This window comes from Denitratisoma sp. DHT3 (assembly GCF_007833355.1).
Taxonomy (GTDB): domain Bacteria; phylum Pseudomonadota; class Gammaproteobacteria; order Burkholderiales; family Rhodocyclaceae; genus Denitratisoma.
Genome location: NZ_CP020914.1, coordinates 452,543 through 471,392 on the forward strand (window position 1 = coordinate 452,543; position 18,850 = coordinate 471,392).

At 67.1% G+C, this 18,850-nt stretch carries 19 protein-coding genes; 10 read left to right on the forward strand and 9 right to left on the reverse strand.

Features of this window, described 5'->3' with window-relative positions; genetic code table 11:
* The 9 genes from B9N43_RS02035 to B9N43_RS02075 all read right to left on the reverse strand — a co-directional run bounded on the left by B9N43_RS02035 (position 1) and on the right by B9N43_RS02075 (position 7,491).
* Complete coding sequence (locus tag B9N43_RS02035; protein WP_145840676.1) at positions 1–1,056, reverse strand: bifunctional UDP-4-keto-pentose/UDP-xylose synthase; 1,056 nt, start codon at positions 1,054–1,056, stop codon at positions 1–3.
* Positions 1,057–1,062: 6 nt separating this feature from the next.
* Positions 1,063–2,019, reverse strand: coding sequence for a formyltransferase (locus tag B9N43_RS02040; RefSeq protein ID WP_145840677.1), 957 nt, complete (start codon positions 2,017–2,019; stop codon positions 1,063–1,065).
* Positions 2,016–2,957 carry a glycosyltransferase gene (locus B9N43_RS02045; RefSeq protein ID WP_145840678.1) on the reverse strand — a complete coding sequence of 314 codons (942 nt, stop codon included), beginning with the start codon at positions 2,955–2,957 and terminating at the stop codon, positions 2,016–2,018. The genes B9N43_RS02040 and B9N43_RS02045 overlap by 4 nt, the downstream gene beginning before the upstream one ends.
* Positions 2,954–3,139 carry a hypothetical protein gene (locus tag B9N43_RS02050; RefSeq protein ID WP_145840679.1) on the reverse strand — a complete coding sequence of 62 codons (186 nt, stop codon included), beginning with the start codon at positions 3,137–3,139 and terminating at the stop codon, positions 2,954–2,956. Before B9N43_RS02050 ends, B9N43_RS02045 begins: the two co-directional genes overlap by 4 nt.
* Positions 3,136–3,627: a hypothetical protein gene (locus tag B9N43_RS02055; protein WP_145840680.1), complete on the reverse strand. Its 492-nt coding sequence runs from the start codon at positions 3,625–3,627 to the stop codon at positions 3,136–3,138. Before B9N43_RS02055 ends, B9N43_RS02050 begins: the two co-directional genes overlap by 4 nt.
* Before the next feature lie 13 nt (positions 3,628–3,640).
* A complete protein-coding gene (locus B9N43_RS02060; protein WP_145840681.1) occupies positions 3,641–4,765 on the reverse strand; it encodes a DegT/DnrJ/EryC1/StrS family aminotransferase in 1,125 nt (374 codons plus the stop codon).
* 135 nt (positions 4,766–4,900) lie between these two features.
* A complete protein-coding gene (locus tag B9N43_RS02065; RefSeq protein ID WP_145840682.1) occupies positions 4,901–5,272 on the reverse strand; it encodes an SMR family transporter in 372 nt (123 codons plus the stop codon).
* Positions 5,269–6,993 (reverse strand): glycosyltransferase family 39 protein, encoded by a 1,725-nt coding sequence (locus B9N43_RS02070; protein WP_261379371.1) that lies wholly within the window; start codon positions 6,991–6,993, stop codon positions 5,269–5,271. The genes B9N43_RS02065 and B9N43_RS02070 overlap by 4 nt, the downstream gene beginning before the upstream one ends.
* A 117-nt stretch (positions 6,994–7,110) precedes the next feature.
* On the reverse strand, positions 7,111–7,491 hold the full coding sequence (locus tag B9N43_RS02075) for an Mth938-like domain-containing protein (RefSeq protein WP_145840683.1): 381 nt from the start codon (positions 7,489–7,491) through the stop codon (positions 7,111–7,113).
* Positions 7,492–7,637: 146 nt separating this feature from the next.
* On the opposite strand from B9N43_RS02075, the gene B9N43_RS02080 reads away from it, so the two are divergent.
* The 10 genes from B9N43_RS02080 (at position 7,638) to B9N43_RS02125 (ending at position 18,810) form a co-directional block, all read left to right on the forward strand.
* Positions 7,638–8,864, forward strand: coding sequence for a pyridoxal phosphate-dependent aminotransferase (locus B9N43_RS02080; RefSeq protein WP_145840684.1), 1,227 nt, complete (start codon positions 7,638–7,640; stop codon positions 8,862–8,864).
* Positions 8,854–9,306 carry a GNAT family N-acetyltransferase gene (locus B9N43_RS02085; protein WP_145840685.1) on the forward strand — a complete coding sequence of 151 codons (453 nt, stop codon included), beginning with the start codon at positions 8,854–8,856 and terminating at the stop codon, positions 9,304–9,306. The genes B9N43_RS02080 and B9N43_RS02085 overlap by 11 nt, the downstream gene beginning before the upstream one ends.
* A complete protein-coding gene (locus B9N43_RS02090; RefSeq protein WP_145840686.1) occupies positions 9,303–10,616 on the forward strand; it encodes a homoserine dehydrogenase in 1,314 nt (437 codons plus the stop codon). The genes B9N43_RS02085 and B9N43_RS02090 overlap by 4 nt, the downstream gene beginning before the upstream one ends.
* A gap of 329 nt (positions 10,617–10,945) precedes the next feature.
* Positions 10,946–11,917, forward strand: a complete 972-nt coding sequence (locus B9N43_RS02095; protein WP_145840687.1) for a bifunctional MaoC family dehydratase N-terminal/OB-fold nucleic acid binding domain-containing protein — start codon at positions 10,946–10,948, stop codon at positions 11,915–11,917.
* 11 nt (positions 11,918–11,928) lie between these two features.
* A complete protein-coding gene (locus tag B9N43_RS02100) occupies positions 11,929–13,041 on the forward strand; it encodes an acyl-CoA dehydrogenase family protein (RefSeq protein ID WP_145840688.1) in 1,113 nt (370 codons plus the stop codon).
* On the forward strand, positions 13,038–13,460 hold the full coding sequence (locus B9N43_RS02105) for a MaoC family dehydratase (RefSeq protein WP_145840689.1): 423 nt from the start codon (positions 13,038–13,040) through the stop codon (positions 13,458–13,460). Before B9N43_RS02100 ends, B9N43_RS02105 begins: the two co-directional genes overlap by 4 nt.
* 13 nt (positions 13,461–13,473) lie before the next feature.
* Positions 13,474–14,652 carry a lipid-transfer protein gene (locus B9N43_RS02110; protein ID WP_145840690.1) on the forward strand — a complete coding sequence of 393 codons (1,179 nt, stop codon included), beginning with the start codon at positions 13,474–13,476 and terminating at the stop codon, positions 14,650–14,652.
* A 10-nt stretch (positions 14,653–14,662) separates the two neighbouring features.
* Positions 14,663–15,841 (forward strand): acyl-CoA dehydrogenase family protein, encoded by a 1,179-nt coding sequence (locus tag B9N43_RS02115; protein ID WP_145840691.1) that lies wholly within the window; start codon positions 14,663–14,665, stop codon positions 15,839–15,841.
* 92 nt (positions 15,842–15,933) lie between these two features.
* Positions 15,934–17,742, forward strand: coding sequence for a long-chain-acyl-CoA synthetase (locus tag B9N43_RS02120; RefSeq protein ID WP_145840692.1), 1,809 nt, complete (start codon positions 15,934–15,936; stop codon positions 17,740–17,742).
* A 36-nt stretch (positions 17,743–17,778) separates the two neighbouring features.
* The gene (locus B9N43_RS02125; protein ID WP_145840693.1) at positions 17,779–18,810 is read left to right on the forward strand and encodes an MBL fold metallo-hydrolase; all 1,032 of its coding nucleotides are present in this window, start codon (positions 17,779–17,781) and stop codon (positions 18,808–18,810) included.
* The last annotated feature ends 40 nt before the right edge of the window (positions 18,811–18,850 follow it).

Genomic DNA, 18,850 nt, shown 5'->3' on the forward strand with positions numbered 1-18,850 from the left:
TCAATCCATCAGCTTGCGGGCTTCGGCGACATCGCCGCGATAGGCTTCGAAGATGCCGCGCAGGGCGTCCTCGAAGGTGACCTGGGGCGCCCAGCCCAGATCGGCCATGGTGTTGGCGATCTTGGGCACGCGGTGCTGGGTGTCCTGGTAGCCGCTGCCGTAGTACTCGGCGGAGGTGGTCTCCAGCACCTTCACCTTGGCCAGGCCTTCGGCGTATTCGGGATACTCGCCGGCGAGCTTGAGCATCAGGTTGGCCAGTTCGCGGATCGAGTAGTTGTTCTTGGGATTGCCGATGTTGTAGATCTTGCCGTTGGCGATGTTGTCCTGGTTGGCGATGATCTTCATCAGCGCGTCGATGCCGTCGGTCACGTAGGTGAAGGAGCGCTTCTGAGCGCCGCCGTCCACCAGTTTGATCGGCTCGCCGCGCACGATGTGGCCGAGGAACTGGGTGATCACGCGGGACGAGCCTTCCTTCGGGGTGTGGATGGAATCCAGGCCCGGGCCGATCCAGTTGAAGGGGCGGAACAGGGTGTATTGCAGGCCCTCCTGCTGGCCGTAGGCGTGGATCACGCGGTCCATCATCTGCTTGGCGCAGGCGTAGATCCAGCGCGGCTTGTTGATCGGGCCGTAGATCAGCGGGGAGTTCTCGGGGTCGAACTCGGGGTCCTGGCTCATGCCATAGACCTCGGAGGTGGAGGGGAAGATCACCCGCTTCCGGTACTTCACCGCCTGGCGGATGATGGGCAGGTTGGCCTCGAAGTCCAGCTCGAACACCCGCAGCGGCTGCTGCACGTAGGTGGCGGGGGTGGCGATGGCCACCAGGGGCAGGATCACGTCGCACTTCCGGACGTGGTACTCGATCCATTCCTTGTTGATGGTGATGTCGCCCTCGAAGAAATGGAAGCGGTCACGATGTTCACCCGCCATCAGGTCGGCGACGCGCTCGGAATTCATGTCCATGCCGTACACCTCCCAGTCGGTGGTGGCGAGGATGCGGTTGGACAGGTGATGGCCGATGAAGCCATTGACGCCGAGGATGAGAATCTTTTTGCTCATGGTGGGCTAGGGAAGCAGGGAAATCGGGTTGCCGCCGAGGCGGGAAGGCAAATCGCCCGGATGCGCGGGCCGACTGTCCAATTCAAGGGACGTGATTCTAACAATGCCGCCGTCGCCGCAACGGGCGAAAAGGCGCCCTTCACGGGACATCAGGGCCGGACCGCCGAAACCCTCGGCGGCGCCCGGCCATTCCAGGTCGGGCAGGCGCAGCGAGTGGCTGCCCAGCACCTTGATGCGGTGGCCGCGCAGCTCGAAAAAGGCGCCGGGGTAGGGCGGCGCCACGGCGCGGATCAGGTTGTGCACCTCGCGCGCCGGCCGGGTCCAGTCGATGCGGCCGTCCTCGGGCCTGCGTCCGCCGAAGTAGCCGCCCTGGGTGAGATCGGGCATGACGTGGGGCGCGGTGCCGGACAGCAGGGCGGGCAGGACGCGGTCGAGGGCCATTTCGGCGGCCAGGGTGGTCTTGTTGAAGACCTCGCCGGCCGTGTCGTCGGGCAGGATCGGCACCGCCTGTTGGGCGACGATCTCGCCGGCGTCGGGTTTTTCCACCATGCGGTGCAGGGTGGCGCCGGTTTCCGTCTCGCCGTGGATCACCGCCCAATTCACCGGCACCCGGCCACGGTACTTGGGCAGCAGCGAGCCGTGCATGTTGTAGCCGCCGCGCGTCGGGACCGCCAGCAGGGCGGGCTTCAGCATCAGCCGATAGTAGAAGGAGAAGAAGAAGTCGGGCGCCAGGGCTTGCAGCCGGGCGACGAACTCGGGTGTGTTGGGGTCGTCCGGCATCGCCACTGGAATGCCGTAGTCCCGCGCCACGTCGGCGACGCGTTCGAACCAGATGTTCTCGTCGGGGTTGTCCTGATGGGTCACCACCAGCGCCACGTCCACGCCGTGCGCCAGCAGCACCCGCAGGCAGCGGGCGCCGACGTTGTGGTAGGCGAAAACGATGGCTTTGGCAGGACGGCTCATCGCTCGTCCCGTTCGAGCACGGCGTCGACCAGGTAGCGCGGCCGATGACGGACCTGCAGGTAGACGCGGCCGATGTATTCGCCCAGCAGGCCGATGCCGAAGAGGGTGAGGCCGATCAGGAAGAAGGCCAGCGCGAACAGAGTGAACAGGCCCTCGGCTTCCGGGCCGTGGATCAGGCGGCGCGCGATCAGCAGCACGAACAGGGCCGCCGAGCCCAGGGAGACGCCGATGCCCAGCATCGAGAACCATTGCAGCGGCACCAGGGAGAAGCCGGTCATCAGGTCGAAGTTGAGCCGGATCAGGCTGTACAGCGAATACTTGGATTCGCCCGCGGCCCGCTCCTCGTGCTCCACCGTCACTTCGGCCGGGTGCATGGCGAAGGTGTAGGCCAGGGCCGGGATGAAGGTGCTGACTTCCTTGCAGGAGTTGATCGCGTCGATCACGTTGCGGCCGTAGGCGCGCAGCATGTTGCCCTGGTCGGTGATCTTGATGCGGGTGATCCTTTCCCGCAGCCGGTTCATCGCCTTCGAGGCCCAGGTGCGGAACAGGCTGTCCTGACGCTTCCTGCGGATGCTGCCGACGTAGTCGTGGCCTTCGCGAACCTTGGCGAGCAGCTTGCCGATTTCCTCCGGCGGGTTCTGCAGGTCGGCGTCGAGGGTGACGACCACCTGCCCGCGCGCGTGCTCGAAGCCCGCCATGATCGCCATGTGCTGGCCGGCGTTGGCCGCCAGCAGGATGACCCGCGTCACCTCCGGCCGGCGCTCGAACTGCTGGCGCAGCAGGGCGGCGGAGCGGTCGCGGCTGCCGTCGTTGATGAAGATCACCTCGTAGGACTCGCCCAGCCTGTCCAGCGCCGGGTAGAGCCGGTCGAAGAGGCTGGGGAGACCGGCCTCCTCGTTGTACACGGGGATGACGATGGAGAGTTCGGGTGTGCTCATGGCGATGCCGGCGGGTTCAAAGTGGCTGGAGCGACGGCGCTCTCGCGCGAGGCGTGCGCGAGGCGAAGGAATGCGGCCAGCTCCTCGACCCAGCGCAGACGTTCGGCGGGCGTCAGGGCGGCAAAGGCGCGCAGGCGCTCGTCGCTGACTTGGTAGGTGCGCTGGCCGCGGTCGAAACTCACGCTTGCCTCTCCTTCACGCGCCGTAGATGCTCGATGTCGGCGAGATCGATGGGGCGGCCGACCGCGGCTTTGAGGGTGATCAGATCGTCGATGGCGGCGACCCGCACGGATACGCCGCCCACGTCGAAGGCGATGGCGCGCTCGATCAAGGCGGAGGCACCGAGCGGCGGGTGCAGCAGCACGTCCACCGTGACCCCGGCCAGACCTGGCGCGCGCAGGGCGAAGACCTCCATGTTGCGCTGCTCGTGCCACTGCGCCAGCAGTTCCGGATCGCCGAGCGATTCGATGGCGACCGGCAGCGCCGGCGTCAACCCGAGTTCGCGGCTGGCGGCGATCAGGGCGGCGAGGTTTTCGCGCGACATGACGACGGAAATGTCGATGTCCATCGTCGCCCGTTCGACTCCGTGCAGGGAAACCGCCAGACCGCCGATCAGGACATAGGCGACCCGGTGCTTGTCCAGGGCGGCAAAAAGGTCGAGGTAGAACATGGCGTGGGTCGTTTTACGGCAGTTCGGCCAGCGACTTGCCGAGCGCCACGACGACGCGATCCACGTCGCCGTCCGACATCGCCGGGAACAGGGGCAGGGTGACGGTGCGCGCGCCCACGTCCTCGGCATGGGGGAACTGGCCGGGCTTGAAGCCCAGGTTCCGGTAGAGGCTGAACAGGTGCAGGGCCGGGTAATGGACGCCGACGCCGATGCCCTGCGCCTTCATGGCGGCGATGAAGGCGCCGCGGTCGGTGCCCTTGGGGAGCAGCGGCTGGAACATGTGCCAGTTGCTGTTGGCGAAATCGGCAGGCGGGAGTTCCAGGCCCAGCGCGGCGCAGTCGGGTTCGGCCAGACGCTCGAAGTAGCGGCGGGCGAGCTGGCGACGGCGCGCGGTGAAGGCATCGAGGTGCTTCAACTGCCCCAGTCCCACGGCGGCGGCCACGTCGGTGAGGTTGAACTTGCCGCCCAGCACATCCACGTCCATGCCGCCGTCGGGGAAGCGCCGCACCCCCTGCAGGCGCAGGCGCTCGCACAGGGCAACGTCAACATCCGCCGGCAGCACCAGGGCGCCGCCCTCGATGGTGGTGAGGTTCTTGTTGGCATGGAAGCTGAAGGAGACGAAGTCGCCCGTGCTGCCGATCGCCTGGCCGTTCCAGGCGGCGCCGAAGGACTGCGCCGCGTCCTCGACGACGCGCAGCCGGTGGGTCCGGGCGATGGCGTAGAGCCGGTCCCGGTCCACCGGCAGGCCGGCGAGATCGACCGGGATCACGGCGCGGGTGCGGGGGGTGAGCGCGGCTTCGAGGCGGTCGAGATCGATGTTGCGGGTGATGGGGTCGATGTCCGTCAGCACCGGCGTGGCGCCGACTTCGAGGATCACGTTGGCGGTGGCGACCCAGGTCAGCGGGGTGGTGACGACCTCGTCGCCGGGGCCGACGCCGGCCAGGCGCAGCGCCACTTCCAGGGTGGCGGTGCCGGAGTTGAAGGCGCGCACGGTGCGGCCGCCGCAGATTTCCGACAGCGCCGCCTCGAAAGCCTGCACCTTGGGGCCGCTGGTGATCCAGCCGGAGCGCAGCACTTCGACGACGCCGGCGATGGTGTCCTCGTCGATGCTGGGGCGGGTGAAGGGTAGGAAATCCATTGGTTCTTTATTGGCTACAATCTTCTATGGTTTTGAAGTGTCGAAAATTCAGTGTCAGATGTGGTGCGGGCCTTGGTTTTTGACTTGTCTCTGTATTCCTTGATTGTATTCATTCAGGAAACAATGGGAGTGGCCTCAGGAGCGTGCCACCAGCACCACGCCGACCACGATGAAGCCGATGCCGAGCAGTTTCTGGGCGACCAGCGCCTCGCCGAACCAGTAGTGGGCGACGAAGGCATTGACCACGTAGCCGATCGACAGCATCGGGTAGGCGATGGAGACCGGCACCCGCGAGAGGGCCATGATCCAGACCACCAGGCTCACCGCGTAGCAGGCCATGCCGCCCATGATGAAGGGCTGGAAGGCGATCTTCATGCCCACCGGAATCAGGTTGCTCAAGTGGAAATCGAAATGGCCCACCACGTTGGTGCCGGCCTTGAGCAGCAACTGGGCGGCGGCGTTGAGCAATACGCCGGTGAGGATCAGGAGGAAGGCGATGGGCGTCATGGCTGGATGCGGGCTCCGTTGCAGGGGGGTGCTGCGGGCGTGGCGGCGCAGTCGCCACCGTCGCCACCATGGGCCGGACGAACGTTTTCGGCGATGACGTAGCGCAGGCTGCGCGCGATCTCCTGCATCGGCAACCCCTCGGCGACAAACTTCTTGAATTCGTCGACGGTCATCACGGCATAGGCGTGCGGCCCGGTGCGCCAGCGCTGCTTGAATTCTTCCAGGGTGGGAATCCACTTCTGCGGCTCCTGCTTGAGACCGAAGGCCATTTCGTCCTGGTACTGGACCAGGGTCAGGGTGCGCTCGAGGTAGAAGGGCAGGGTCTGCTCGTAGTGGAGCAGGCTGTAGAACGGAACGTCCGGCCGCAGCCGGGGCGCGGCCTGGGCGGCCAGCGCCTTGGCGGAGTTGTAGGGCGACAGTTCGCCGTGCGCCAGCAGCGTGGCGGTGCCGGAGATGAAACCGGCCGTCGCCAGGGCCGTCAGCGCCGCGATGGTGCGTTTTTTCCAGGCCAGGGCGATCGCGCCGACCAGGCCCAGCAGCAGCGCGCCGGCGGCGCCGGTGAGCCAGTGCGCCACGCCCTGGAGCATGGCCAGGGAATAGTCCTCGTCCTGCCATTTCACCGCCTGGGGGGCGAGCCAGATCGCGGCCAGCGCCAGCGGCAGCAGGGCCGCCAGGTGGAGCAGCAGGGCGCGGCGCGACAGGCCGGCGAGGTGGCGTCCGCCGAGCAGCGCCAGGGCCGGGAAGATGGGCAGGATGTAGGGCGGCAGCTTGGAGCTGGAAATGCTGAAAAAACCGAAGGTCACGGCGATCCACAGCAGCAGGAAGCGCTGGGGCTGGAACGCGGCGCCGCCCTCGCGCCGCCAGGCGCCGAACAGGCCATGGAGCAGCAGCAGGGTCCAGGGCAGGGCGCCGACCGCGTAAATGAACAGGAAATACCAGTCCGGCTGGTTGCGGCGATGGACCGTGGTCAGGAAGCGCTCGAAATGCTCGTGGATGAAGAAGAAGCGCGGAAATTCCGGATTGGCCAGCGACACGGCGACGAACCACGGCGCGGCGATGGCGAGGAACAGGCCCAGTCCCGCCAGGGGCGAGAGTCGTCGCCAGGGCGACAGGTCCCGGTTCAGCAGCGAGTAGGCGACCAGCGTGCCGCCGGTCAGCACCAGCGCCACCAGGCCCTTGCTCAGCACGGCCAGGGCGAGCGCCGCCCAGGCGGTCAGCATCCAGCGCCGTCCGGCGCGGGCATCCGGCTGCTGGGCGAAGATGAAGCCGGTCCAGGCCAGTTGCAGGAAGAAGGTGAGCCCCATGTCGAGCGTGAGGACATGGCCCATCACGCCATAGAGCAGGGTGCTGGCGAGGATGGCGGCGGAAAGATGGCCGGCCGTTCGCCCCCACAGGCGGCGGCCGGTGTACCCGGCCAGCAGCACGCCCAGGAAACCGGTCAGGGCCGGCCACAGCCGGGCCGTCCATTCGTCCTCGTCGAACAGCTTGAAGCCGACGGCGGTGGCCCAGTACTGGAGGGCCGGCTTCTCGAAATACTTGAGGTCGTTGAGTCGGGGCGTCAGCCAGTCGCCGCTGGCGACCATCTCGCGCGGGATCTCGGCGTAGCGGCCCTCGTCGGGGCGGATCAGGGGGCGCTGGTCGAGGGCGCCGAACCAGACGGCGAACAGGGCGATCCAGAGGATCCGGATCATCCAGGGTGTGTGGCGGAGATTCATTACCATGCAAGTCGCGCAGCGACTTCTGAAAGCTCCCCTCGTCCGCTGGCGGGAGAGGGGTTGGGGGTGAGGGAGACGGACGGGACTTTCATGCTTTGGGGCTTTTTTTCAAAGTCATGTCCGTCAGGCTTGCGGTTCCACGATCAGCGCCGCCACCACGGCCCGCCCCTCGCTGGTGAGGATGTGGTAGGTGCGGCAGGCGGCGGCGGTATCCATCACTTCGAAGCCGATGCGGGCCTCGATCAGCGGGCGCAGCACCTCCGGCGCGGGAAAGCGCTGGCGCGCGCCGGTGCCGAGCAGCACCACGTCGCAGCCGAAATCCACCAGCGGCCGCAGGTGCGCGGCGCTGAGGTCCTCCGCCCGGGCTACCGGCCAGTCGGGGTCGAGCCGCTGGGGCGTGATGATCAGGCTGTGTTCCAGGCGCCGGCCATTCACGGAGACATAACCCGGCCCCTGGCCGGTGATGGCGTACTGTCCGACGGCGATCTTGGGGTGAAGTTTCATGGCCGAGGCATGGATGGGAAAGCGCCGTAAAAAAGCGCCGCAGTCGTCAGATTGCGGCGCAACAAGGGCTTGAGTAAGATTATACCCTTTGCCGGTCGCATCCCTTGCCGTCGGCAATCCATCGCATCGCAAAGGAAAACCCGATCATGCAACCGGTTCTGAAGTCCGCCAAGCTCGCCAATGTCTGCTATGACATCCGGGGGCCGGTCCTGGCCCGGGCGCGGCAGATGGAGGAGGACGGCCACCGGGTGATCAAGCTCAACATCGGCAACCTGGCGCCCTTCGGCTTCGAGGCGCCGGAGGAGATCGTCCAGGACGTGATCCGCAACCTGCCGGATTCCTCGGGCTATTCCGATTCCAAGGGCCTGTTCGCCGCGCGCAAGGCCATCATGCACTACACCCAGCAGAAGGCCATTGCCGGGGTGGGCATCGAGGACATCTACATCGGCAACGGCGCCTCCGAGCTGATCGTGATGGCGATGCAGGCGCTGTTGAATCCGGGCGACGAGGTGCTGGTGCCGGCGCCCGACTATCCGCTGTGGACCGCCGCGGTGACCCTGGGCGGCGGCACGCCGCGCCATTACGTGTGCGACGAGCAGGCGGGCTGGCTGCCGGACCTGGCCGACATCCGGGCCAAGATCACCGCCAACACGCGGGCCATCGTGCTGATCAACCCGAACAATCCCACCGGCGCGCTCTATCCCGACGAACTGCTGCGCGAGATCATCGAGATCGCCCGCACCCACGACCTGATCGTCTTCGCCGACGAGATCTACGACAAGGTGCTCTACGACGGCAACACCCACACCTCGATCGCCTCCCTGGCCGACGACGTGCTGTTCGTGACCCTCAACGGCCTGTCCAAGAACTACCGGGCCTGCGGCTTCCGCGCCGGCTGGATGGTGATCTCCGGCGAAAAGCGCCACGCCCAGGACTACATCGAGGGCCTCAACATCCTGGCCTCGATGCGCCTGTGCTCCAACGTGCCGGGGCAGTTCGCGATCCAGACCGCGCTCGGCGGCTACCAGAGCATCAATGACCTGGTGGCGCCGAGCGGCCGGCTGTGCCGCCAGCGCGACCTCGCCCACTCGCTGCTGACCGAGATTCCCGGCGTCACCTGCGTCAAGCCCAAGGCGGCGCTGTACCTGTTTCCGCGCCTCGACCCCAAGCTCTACCCGATCAGCGACGACCAGCAGTTCATCCTCGAACTGCTGGAGGCGGAGCGGGTGCTGCTGGTCCAGGGCAGCGGTTTCAACTGGGCCCATCCCGACCATTTCCGCGTCGTCTTCCTGCCCCACGAGGACGACCTGCGCGAAGCCATCGGCCGCATCGGCCGCTTCCTGGAAGGCTATCGCAAGCGGCATGGCACTTGAATGGGCGCTGTATGAAGTCACCGACGCCGCCGGCACGGTGATCGCGCCGGAGTGGCTGGCCCGGGCCGAGACCGTGCACCGCCAGCTGCGCGACAAGCTGCCCGGCGACTACGCGGAGCGCCTGTGCCGGGTGTTCGGCGGCGGCGGCCGCATGGTGGTGGCGGCCGAGGGCGACGCGGTGCGAGGCCTGGCCCTGTGGCGCCTGGTGGAGAACACCTATGAAGGCCGCCGCCTGTATGTGGACGACTTGGTGACCGACGCGGACTACCGTTCCCGGGGCGTCGGCCATGGCCTGCTCGCGTACCTCGAGGGGCGGGCCCGGGCCCTGGATTGCGATGTGTTGAGCCTGGACTCGGGCACCCAACGCCACGACGCGCACCGTTTTTATTTCCGGGAAGGCTTTGTGATTCCCTCTTTTTGCTTCAGAAAGAACCTCAAATGAAACCCATCAATGTTGGCCTTCTCGGCATCGGCACCGTCGGCGGCGGCACCTACACTGTCCTCACTCGCAACGAGGCGGAGATCACCCGCCGCGCCGGCCGTCCGATCCGCATCACCAAGGTGGCGGACAAGAACCTGGCGCTGGCGCAGGAGGTGACCGGCGGCAAGGCCGCCCTGACCGACGACGCCTTTGCCGTGGTGACCGACCCCGAGATCGACATCGTGGTGGAGCTGATCGGCGGCTACGGCATCGCCAAGGAACTGGTGATGAAGGCCATCGAGAACGGCAAGCACGTGGTCACCGCCAACAAGGCCCTGCTCGCGGTGCATGGCACCGAGATCTTCGCCGCCGCCCAGCGGAAGGGCGTGATGGTGGCCTTCGAGGCCGCCGTGGCCGGCGGCATCCCCATCATCAAGGCGGTGCGCGAGGGCTTGGCCGCCAACCGCATCCAGTGGGTCGCCGGCATCATCAACGGCACCACCAACTTCATCCTCTCCGAGATGCGCGACAAGGGTCTGCCCTTCGCCGAGGCGCTGAAGGAGGCGCAGCGCCTGGGCTACGCGGAAGCCGACCCGACCTTCGACATCGAAGGCGTGGACGCCGCGCACAAGGTGACGATCCTCTCCGCCATCGCCTTCGGCATCCCGGTGCAGTTCGACAAGGCACACGTCGAAGGCATCAGCAAGCTGGAAGCCGAGGACATCAAGTACGCCGAGCAGCTGGGCTACCGCATCAAGCTGCTGGGCATCACCAAGCGCAAGGAAAACGGCATCGAGCTGCGCGTGCATCCGACCCTGATCCCGTCCAAGCGCCTGATCGCCAACGTCGAAGGGGCGATGAACGCGGTGCTGGTGCAGGGCGACGCCGTCGGCTCCACGCTCTACTACGGCAAGGGCGCCGGCGCCGAGCCCACCGCCAGCGCGGTGATCGCCGACCTGGTGGACGTGACCCGGATGCACACTGCCGATCCGGAGAACCGCGTGCCCCATCTGGCCTTCCAGCCCGACGCCATGGCCGACACGCCGATCCTGCCGCTGGCCGAGGTGGAGACCGCCTACTACCTGCGCCTGCGGGTGGAGGACAAGCCCGGCGTGCTGGCCGACGTGACCCGCATCCTCGCCGACGCGCGGATTTCCATCGACGCCCTGCTGCAGCGCGAGCCCGGCGAGGGCGAGGCCCAGACCGACATCATCATCCTGAGCCACGTCTGCCAGGAAAAACAGGCCGATGCCGCGATCGCCCGGATCGAGGCGCTGCCGGCGGTGAAGCGCAAGGTCATCCGGCTGCGGCTGGAAGAACTCGACCGCTGACCCCCGATCCCCCAGCCCCCGCGGACCGAGTCGGTTCCCGGGGGCGGTTGCCGTCTACGCCGCCATCGGTTCGCGGGATGTTTCGGGTGGTGCACTGCAAAATAAACGCGAACAACGATTCAGCGGCGTGCCTGGGCCGGTGACAGGGCCACTTCTCGTATGTCCGCTGCGGCGCAAATGTGAGTTGCCGCCGTGGGGCCCGTTGCGTTAGATTCTTGTCGAGTCAAGGAAATGCCGCCAATCCGTTTGCCGGCGGCCGCGCGGGGCTTTCGGGGGGACCCGGAAGGGGGCGCCTTCCGTTCGCATCAAGTTGAGAACCACAAAGAAGAATGCCCGAGACGAATATCGATGTCGAAGCCCACGTCAAGGCGATGGTGGGCCGCGAGTATGGCCGCGTCTATGCCTGGGATCCGGTCAATCAGCCCATGATTCGCCAGTGGTGCGAGGCGATGGGCAACAAGAGCGTCCTCTACCACGATTCCGCGTTCGCGGCGCAGTCGGTCCATGGCGGCCAGGTGGCGCCGCCGACGATGCTGCAGGCCTGGACCCTGGCCGGCGTCAATGGCGAGACCCCGCCCGGCTCCAGCGCGGTGAATCCCTACGAGGCGGTGGATTTCCTCACCAACAACGGCTTCCCGGTGAATGTGGCGGTGAATGCGGAGCAGGAGTATTTCCGCTATCTGCGCCTGGGCGAGTCGCTGTGCTTCACCTCGATGCTGGAGTCGGTCAGCGACCTGAAGAAGACGGCGCTGGGCACGGGCTATTTCGTCACCAACCTGATGACCTTCATGACCACCGAGGGCGAGAAGGTCGGCACCATGCGCTTCCGCCTGTTCGTCTATCGGCCCCATCAGGCGGCGGACGGGGCTACGGCGGAAACCCAGGCCGAGGCGCCGGCACAACCCGCGCCGCGCCGCCCGCATCCGGGCGTGAGCGACGATACCCGGTTTTTCTGGGACGGCCTCAAGCAAGGCAGGCTGTTGATCCAGAAGTGCAGCGCCTGCGGCCAGTTGCGCCATCCGCCGGCGCCGTGCTGTCCCGATTGCCATTCCTTCGCCTGGGAGACGCTGCCGGCCAGCGGGCGCGGCGTGATCCATTCCTTCGTGGTGGTGCATCACCCGCAGGTGGCGGGAATCGAGGCGCCCAATCCGGTGCTGCTGGTGGAATTGGAAGAGGGTACCCGCCTGGTGGCGGGCCTGGTCGGGATCGAGCGCTCCGAGATCAGGATAGGGATGCCGGTGCAGGCGGAGTTCCTGCGTGTGGATGAAGAATTGGTCGTGCCGGTGTTCCGGCCCATTTGAGGGAGCGATACATGGAGTTCACTTTCAGCGAAGAACAGCGGGCCATTGCCGATCTGGCGACCAGCGTGTTTTCGGACTACTGCTCTGACGAACAGACGCAGAAATTCTCGGCCGGCGGCGCCGCCTACGACGCCGAGCTGTGGCAGCAGCTGCGGGAGACGGGCCTGGTGTCCCTGATCGTCGCCGAGGAGGATGGCGGCACGGGCCTGGGCATGGTCGAGCTGATGCTGACCCTGGAGCAGCAGGGGCGCTTTCTGGCGCGCGTGCCGCTGTGGTCCACCCAGCTCGCGGCGGCGGCGGTTTCCCGCTTCGCCGCGCCGGCGGCCAAGTCCGCTTGGCTGGCCGATCTGGCCGCCGGCGCCAAGCTCGCCGCGATCAGCCTGGAAGGGTTGCTGGCCAGCCAGGGCCTGACCCTGAACGCCGAACCCACGGCCGCCGGCTGGCGCCTGCGGGGACGGGCGGTGGCGGTGGCGCTGGCCGGGCAGTCGGCGGTGGCGCTGCTGCCGGCGCAGACGCCGTCCGGCGTGCGTCTGTTCCTGGTGGATCTGTCCTTGCCCGGCATCGGCAAGGTCGCCGGGCTGCTGACCCACGGCGAGCCGGCGGCGGACCTGTTGTTCGATGGTCTCGAACTTCCGGCGGACGCGTCGCTCGCGGCCGAAGCCCTGGCCTGGCTGGAGCCGCGCGTGGTGGCCTGCCTGGGCGCGCTGCATCTGGGGGTGTCGCGCGAGGCGCTGAACCGGGTGGTGGCTTACACCTCGGAGCGGGTGCAGTTCGGCCGCACCATCGCCAGCTTCCAGGCGATCACCCAGAAGACGGCGGACTGCCTGATCGACACCGAGGCCCTGCGCTCCACCCTGTGGCAACTCTGCTGGCGCCTGGACGCCGGCCTGGATGCGGCCGGCGCGGCCGGCGCGGTGAAGGTCTGGGCCTGCGACTGCGGCTATCGCGTCACCCATGCCGCGCAGCACATGCACGGCGGCATCGGCGTCGACCTGACCTATCCGATCCATCGCTTCACCCTGTGGAGCCGTGCCCTGGAGGTGACCTTCGGCGGCGCGCCCGCGCAACTGGCGGCCCTCGGGCAGTGGCTGGCGAGTCCGGAGGCCCACGGGGCCGAGCTATGAGCTGGACGGAAACCCGCCGGTTCGATCAGGTGGCGGTCGGCGAGGACCTGCCGCCGCTGGACATCCCGATCAGCGTGCGGCAGATCGTCTCCTGCGCCATCGCCACCCGCGATTACCAGAACGTGCATCACGATCTGGAAGCCACCCGCGCCCTCGGCTCGCCCAACATCTTCATGAACATCCTCACCACGGGCGGGCTGGTGGAACGCTACATCGGCGAGTGGGCCGGCCCCGAGGCGCTGTTCCGCAAGGTGGCGATCCGCCTGGGGGCGCCCAATTATCCGGGCGACACCATGACCATGAGCGCCAAGGTCACCGCCAAGGGCGAAGCGGAGCGCACCGTGGAACTGGACGTCACCGGCCGCAATGCCATCGGCAACCACCTGATGGCCACCGTGGTGGTGGCGCTGCCGTGCTGAGGACGGGACGGAAATGAGCACGCATCCCCTGTCCCGGCGCGTGGCGGTCGCGGGCATCGGCGCCACCGAGTTCTCCAAGAACTCCGGGCGCACCGAGATCCATCTGGCGATGGAGGCCGTGCTGGCCGCCCTGGCCGACGCGGGCATCGATCCCAAGGAGGTGGACGGCCTGTCCACCTTCACCATGGACAACGTGCCGGAGCGGGAAGTGTTCCGCCTCCTGGGCGGCAAGCAGCTGAAGTTCTTCAGCCGCACCCACGAGGGCGGCGGCGCGGCCTGCGCCCCGCTGCTGCACGGCGCGATGGCGATCCACAGCGGCGTCGCCGACGTGGTGGTGTGCTACCGGGCGATGAACGAGCGCTCCTGGTACCGCTTCGGTTCCGGCGTCGCCGACTGGCCGGCGAGCCCGCTGGCCGAGTCGGTGCATTTCGGCTGGTACAACCCCTTCGGCCTGGTCTCCCCGGCGTCCTGGATCGCCATGGCGGCGCAGCGCTACATGCACGACTTCGGCGCCACCAGCGAGGATTTCGGCCGGGTGGCCGTGGCGGCGCGGGATTTCGCCGCGGTCAATCCCAAGGCCTTTTTCCACGGCAAGCCGCTGACGCTGGAGCAGCACCAGGCTTCGCGCTGGATCGTCGAGCCGCTGCACCTCTACGACTGCTGCCAGGAATCCGACGGCGCCGTGGCGGTGGTGCTGGTCTCCGCCGAGCGGGCCAGGAGCCTGAAGCAGAAGCCGGTGCTGATCGCCGCCGCGGCGCAGGGGATGACCGACGACATGCAGAGCGTCACCTCCTTCTACCGCAAGGACATCACGGCCCTGTCCGAGATGCGCCTGGTGGCGGATCAGCTCTACGCGATGGCCGACCTGACGCCCGACGACATCCAGACGGCGGTGCTCTACGATCATTTCTCGCCCTTCATCCTGCCCCAGCTGGAGGTCTTCGGCTTCTGCCGGCGCGGCGAGGCCAAGGATTTCGTCCGTGCCGGCGAGCACGCGCGCGGCGGCCGCCTGCCGATCAACACCAACGGCGGCCAGCTGGGCGAGGCCTACATCCACGGCATGAACGGTATCGCGGAAGGCGTGCGCCAGTTGCGCGGCACCTCCGTCAACCAGGTTGCCAACGTCAAGAATGTGGTGGTCTCCGCCGGCAGCGGCGTGCCCACCAGCGGTCTAATCCTGTCCACTGAATGAGGACGCAGTTATGCACGTGAATCTGTCCCCCGAACAAGAGGCCATGAAGCTGGAGATCCGGGCCTATTTCAACCAGTTGATGACGCCCGAGTCCAAGGCCCTGCTGCACGACTACAAGAACCCGGCGCGGGTCCACGAGTACAAGCGGGTGGTGCGCCAGATGGGCAAGGACGGCTGGCTCGCGGTGGGCTGGCCGAAGGAGTACGGCGGCAAGGGCTACACGCCGCTGGAGCAGCTGATCTTCTTCGAGGAGTCGTTCCTGGCCGGCGCGGTCCTGCCGTTCGTGACGATCAACACCGTGGGGCCGGCGCTGATGGCCCACGGCTCCGAGGAGCACAAGAAGAAGTTCCTGCCCGGCATGGCCGCCGGCGAAATCCATTTCAGCATCGGCTACACCGAGCCGGCCGCCGGCACCGACCTGGCCACCCTGAAGACCGCGGCGGTGAAGGATAGCGACGGTTTCGTGGTGAATGGCAACAAGGTCTTCACCTCCGACGCCGACGCCGCCGACTACGTCTGGCTGGCCTGCCGCAGCGATCCGGATCTGCCGCGCCACAAGGGCATCTCGATCCTGATCGTGGACACCAAGGACCCCGGCTTCTCCTTCACGCCGATCTACACGGTGGGCCACATGACCAACGTCACCTACTACGACAACGTGCGGGTGCCGGCGTCCATGCTGGTCGGGGAACTCAACGGCGGCTGGAAGCTGATCACCTCCCAGCTCAACCACGAGCGCATCGGGCTGGGCGCGATGGGCGTCAAGGCGCGCGGCGACTTCGTGAAGACGCTGGAATGGGCGCGCAGCGCCGACGCGAGCGGGCGCCGGCCGATCGACACGCCCTGGGTGGCGAGCCGGCTCGCCGACTGCTACCGCCAGGTGGAGGCGATGCGGCTGATGAGCTACCGCATGGCGGCCGACCTCACCGCCGGCAAGATGGACGTGGGCCTGGCCTCCGCCTCCAAGGTGTTCGGCACCGAGGCCACCATCGACGTGTATCGCAAGCTGATGGAAGTGGTCGGTGCCGGCAGCCTGTACCAGCACGGCAGCCCGGCGGCGGCGCTGAACGGCATCCTCGAGGAGGAATACCGCGGCGCCCTGGTGAACACCTTCGGCGGCGGGGTCAACGAGATGCTGCGCGACATGGCCTCCCAGTTCGGCCTGGGCATGGCCAAGGCCAGCCGCTGAGGCCGGCGGATACAAGCAGAATTTCCCCCCATCCCAACCCTCTCCCCGCACGCGGGGAGAGGGGGCGGCATTTTCATTGGAGGACGAGACTGATGGTGGTATCGCGGGACGAAACGCAGGTGAAGCTGGATCGGCGCAATGCGGTTGCGGGGCGGCACAAACCCCGGCAGACCTATACGATGGCCGACCGCTTCGAGGAATGCGCGGCCGATTCCGGTGAGCGCATCTTCATCCATTACGGCGATCACCATTGGACCTACGGCGAGGTCAATGCCATCGCCAACCGCTACGCCCGCGCGCTGCAAGGGCTGGGGCTCAAGTACGGCGACGCCTGCGCGATGGCCGTCGAAAACCGGCCGGAATTCTTCTTCCTGCTCTGGGCCCTGGCCAAGCTGGGGGTCACGGCCTCCCTGATCAACACCAACATCACCGGCAAGGCGCTGGCGCATTGCCTCTCCATCACCAGCGCCAAGGCCGCCATCGTCGGCGAGGAGTGCCTGGTCCATTTCCATTGTCCCGAAGTGCAAGGCACGCTGCCGCTGTGGCTGCTGCCCGATGCCGAAAAGCCCGCCGATCCCGCCCTGCGCCAGACCTGCGGCGCCGACGTGAGCGCCCTGGCCGAGGGCCAGCCGGACGACAACCTGGCGCCGTCGGTGCGGGATGGCCTGCTGGCCGAGCAACCCTTCGTGCATATCTACACTTCCGGCACCACCGGCCTGCCCAAGGCGGTGTTGAACAGCCACATGCGGGTGCTCACCACCGGCGACGTGATGCAGGTCACCACCGACCTGGGGCCGGGTGACGTCTGTTACTGTTTCCTGCCGCTCTACCACGGCGCGGCCCTGATGTCGCTGACCTCCACGGCGCTCTCGGCGCGGGCCGCCCTGATGCTGCGGCGCAAGTTCAGCCTGCGCGAATTCTGGTCCGACGTGCGCAAGTACAAGGTCACCTTCGCCCAGTACGTGGGCGAGATCTGCCGCTATCTGCTGAACCAGCCCGAGACGCCCGCGGATCGCGACCATACCTTGAGGAAGGTGATGGGCGCCGGCCTGAACGCCGAGGTCTGGGAGCGCTTCGCCACGCGTTTCGGCATCGAGGACATCTACGAAGGCTGGGGCGCCACCGAATCCAACGGCAACATCCAGAACGTCGACAACTTCAAGGGCTCCATCGGCCGCATTCCCTACTGGGAGAAGACCAACATCCGCCTGGTGCGCTACGACGTGGAAACCGAGAGCCATCCGCGCGACGCGAACGGCCACATGATCCTCTGCCAGCCGGGCGAGACCGGGGAAATCGTCGCCTTCATCGTCAACCATCCCGACATCGGCGGTGGCCGCTTCGAGGGCTATACCTCGCCCGAGGCGACGGAGAAGAAGATCCTGCGCAACGTGTTCCAGGACGGCGACGCCTATTTCTCCTCCGGCGATCTGGCCCGCTACGACGACGAGGGCTACTTCTACTTCGTCGACCGCATCGGCGACACCTTCCGCTGGAAGAGCGAGAACGTCTCCACCAGCGAAGTCGCCGACGCCTTCGCCAGCTATCCGGGGCTGGAGATCCTCACGGTGTATGGCGTCAAGGTGCCCGACCACGAAGGCCGCGCCGGCATGGCCGCGGTGGTGATGGCGCCGGGCCGCGACTTCGATCCCAAGGCCTTCTACGACATGGCGGCGGCGAACCTGCCCGGCTATGCGGTACCCTATTTCGTGCGTGTCAGCCCTCAGGCCGACATGACCTCCACCTTCAAGCTGCGCCGGGTCGATCTGCAGCGCCAGGGCTACGATCCGAGCCAGTTCACCGACCCCCTGCTGGTGCGCGACGACCAGGCGAAGACCTACGTGCCCTATAGCGAATCGGCTCTGGCGGCGCTGGGCATGAAGCCTTTCGTGGCATCCTGACCGCTGCGCACCCGCGGACCTTGCCGAGGAGTCCCCATGAAAACCCTTTCCTTTCCCTTTCAGGCGCCCGCCAGCAATGGCGAACTGATCGATGTGGTACCGGGGCAGATCAAGTGGCTGCGCATGCCGCTGCCCCTGGCCCTGAATCACATCAACCTCTACCTGGTGCGGGATGGCGCCGGCTGGCGCATGGTGGATACCGGCATCAACACCAAGGAGACCCGGGCGATCTGGGAGCGGGTCCTGCCGGCCCTGGACGGCCCCATCACCGGCATCGTCTGCACCCATCACCATGGCGACCATTGCGGCCTGGCCGGCTGGTTCACGGAGAAGCTGCGCGTCCCGCTCTACATGAGCCGGGCCGAGTATTTCGCGATGCGGATCTACGACGGCGGGTTTTCCGCCGACTCCTGGGAGTTCCGCGAGTTCTTCGTGCGCGCGGGCATGTCGGAGGCCGAGTTGCAGGTGCTGATCGACACCCTCAACGGTTTCAACAAGATCTTCTCCGAATCGCCGATGCCGCGCGCCTACCAGCGCCTGCGCGACGGTGGGACGCTGACCATCGGCGATCATGTGTGGCAGGTGTGGGGCGGGGAGGGCCATTCGCCGGAACATGCCTCGCTGTATTGCCCCGATCTGGGCGTGCTGCTGAGCGGCGACCAGCTGCTGGCCCGCATCAGCCCCAACGTCGGCGTGCTGCCCTTCGAGCCCGAGGCCAATCCCCTGGAAGACTGGCTCGCCTCCCTCGCGCACATCGGCCGTCTGCCCGGGGAAACCCTGGTGCTGCCGGCCCATGAACTGCCCTTCCATGGCCTCAAGGCACGGGCGGAGGAACTGCGCCAGCATCACCAGGGGGTGCTCGACAAGATCGAGGCGCTCTGCGCCGGGCAGCCGGACACGGCCTACGGCCTGGCGAACCGCTACTTCGGCAGCCGCGGCGGCTCCATGGACAGCATTCTGGCGATCGCCGAGACCCTGGCCCATCTGGCCTATCTGTGCGGCCAGGGCCGGGTGCAGCGGGAATTGCAGCAGGACGGCAGTCATCAGTATCGGGTGCGGGCCGCCTGATGCGCGGCGGCCACGACAAGAATCGAAATCAGAAAGGACG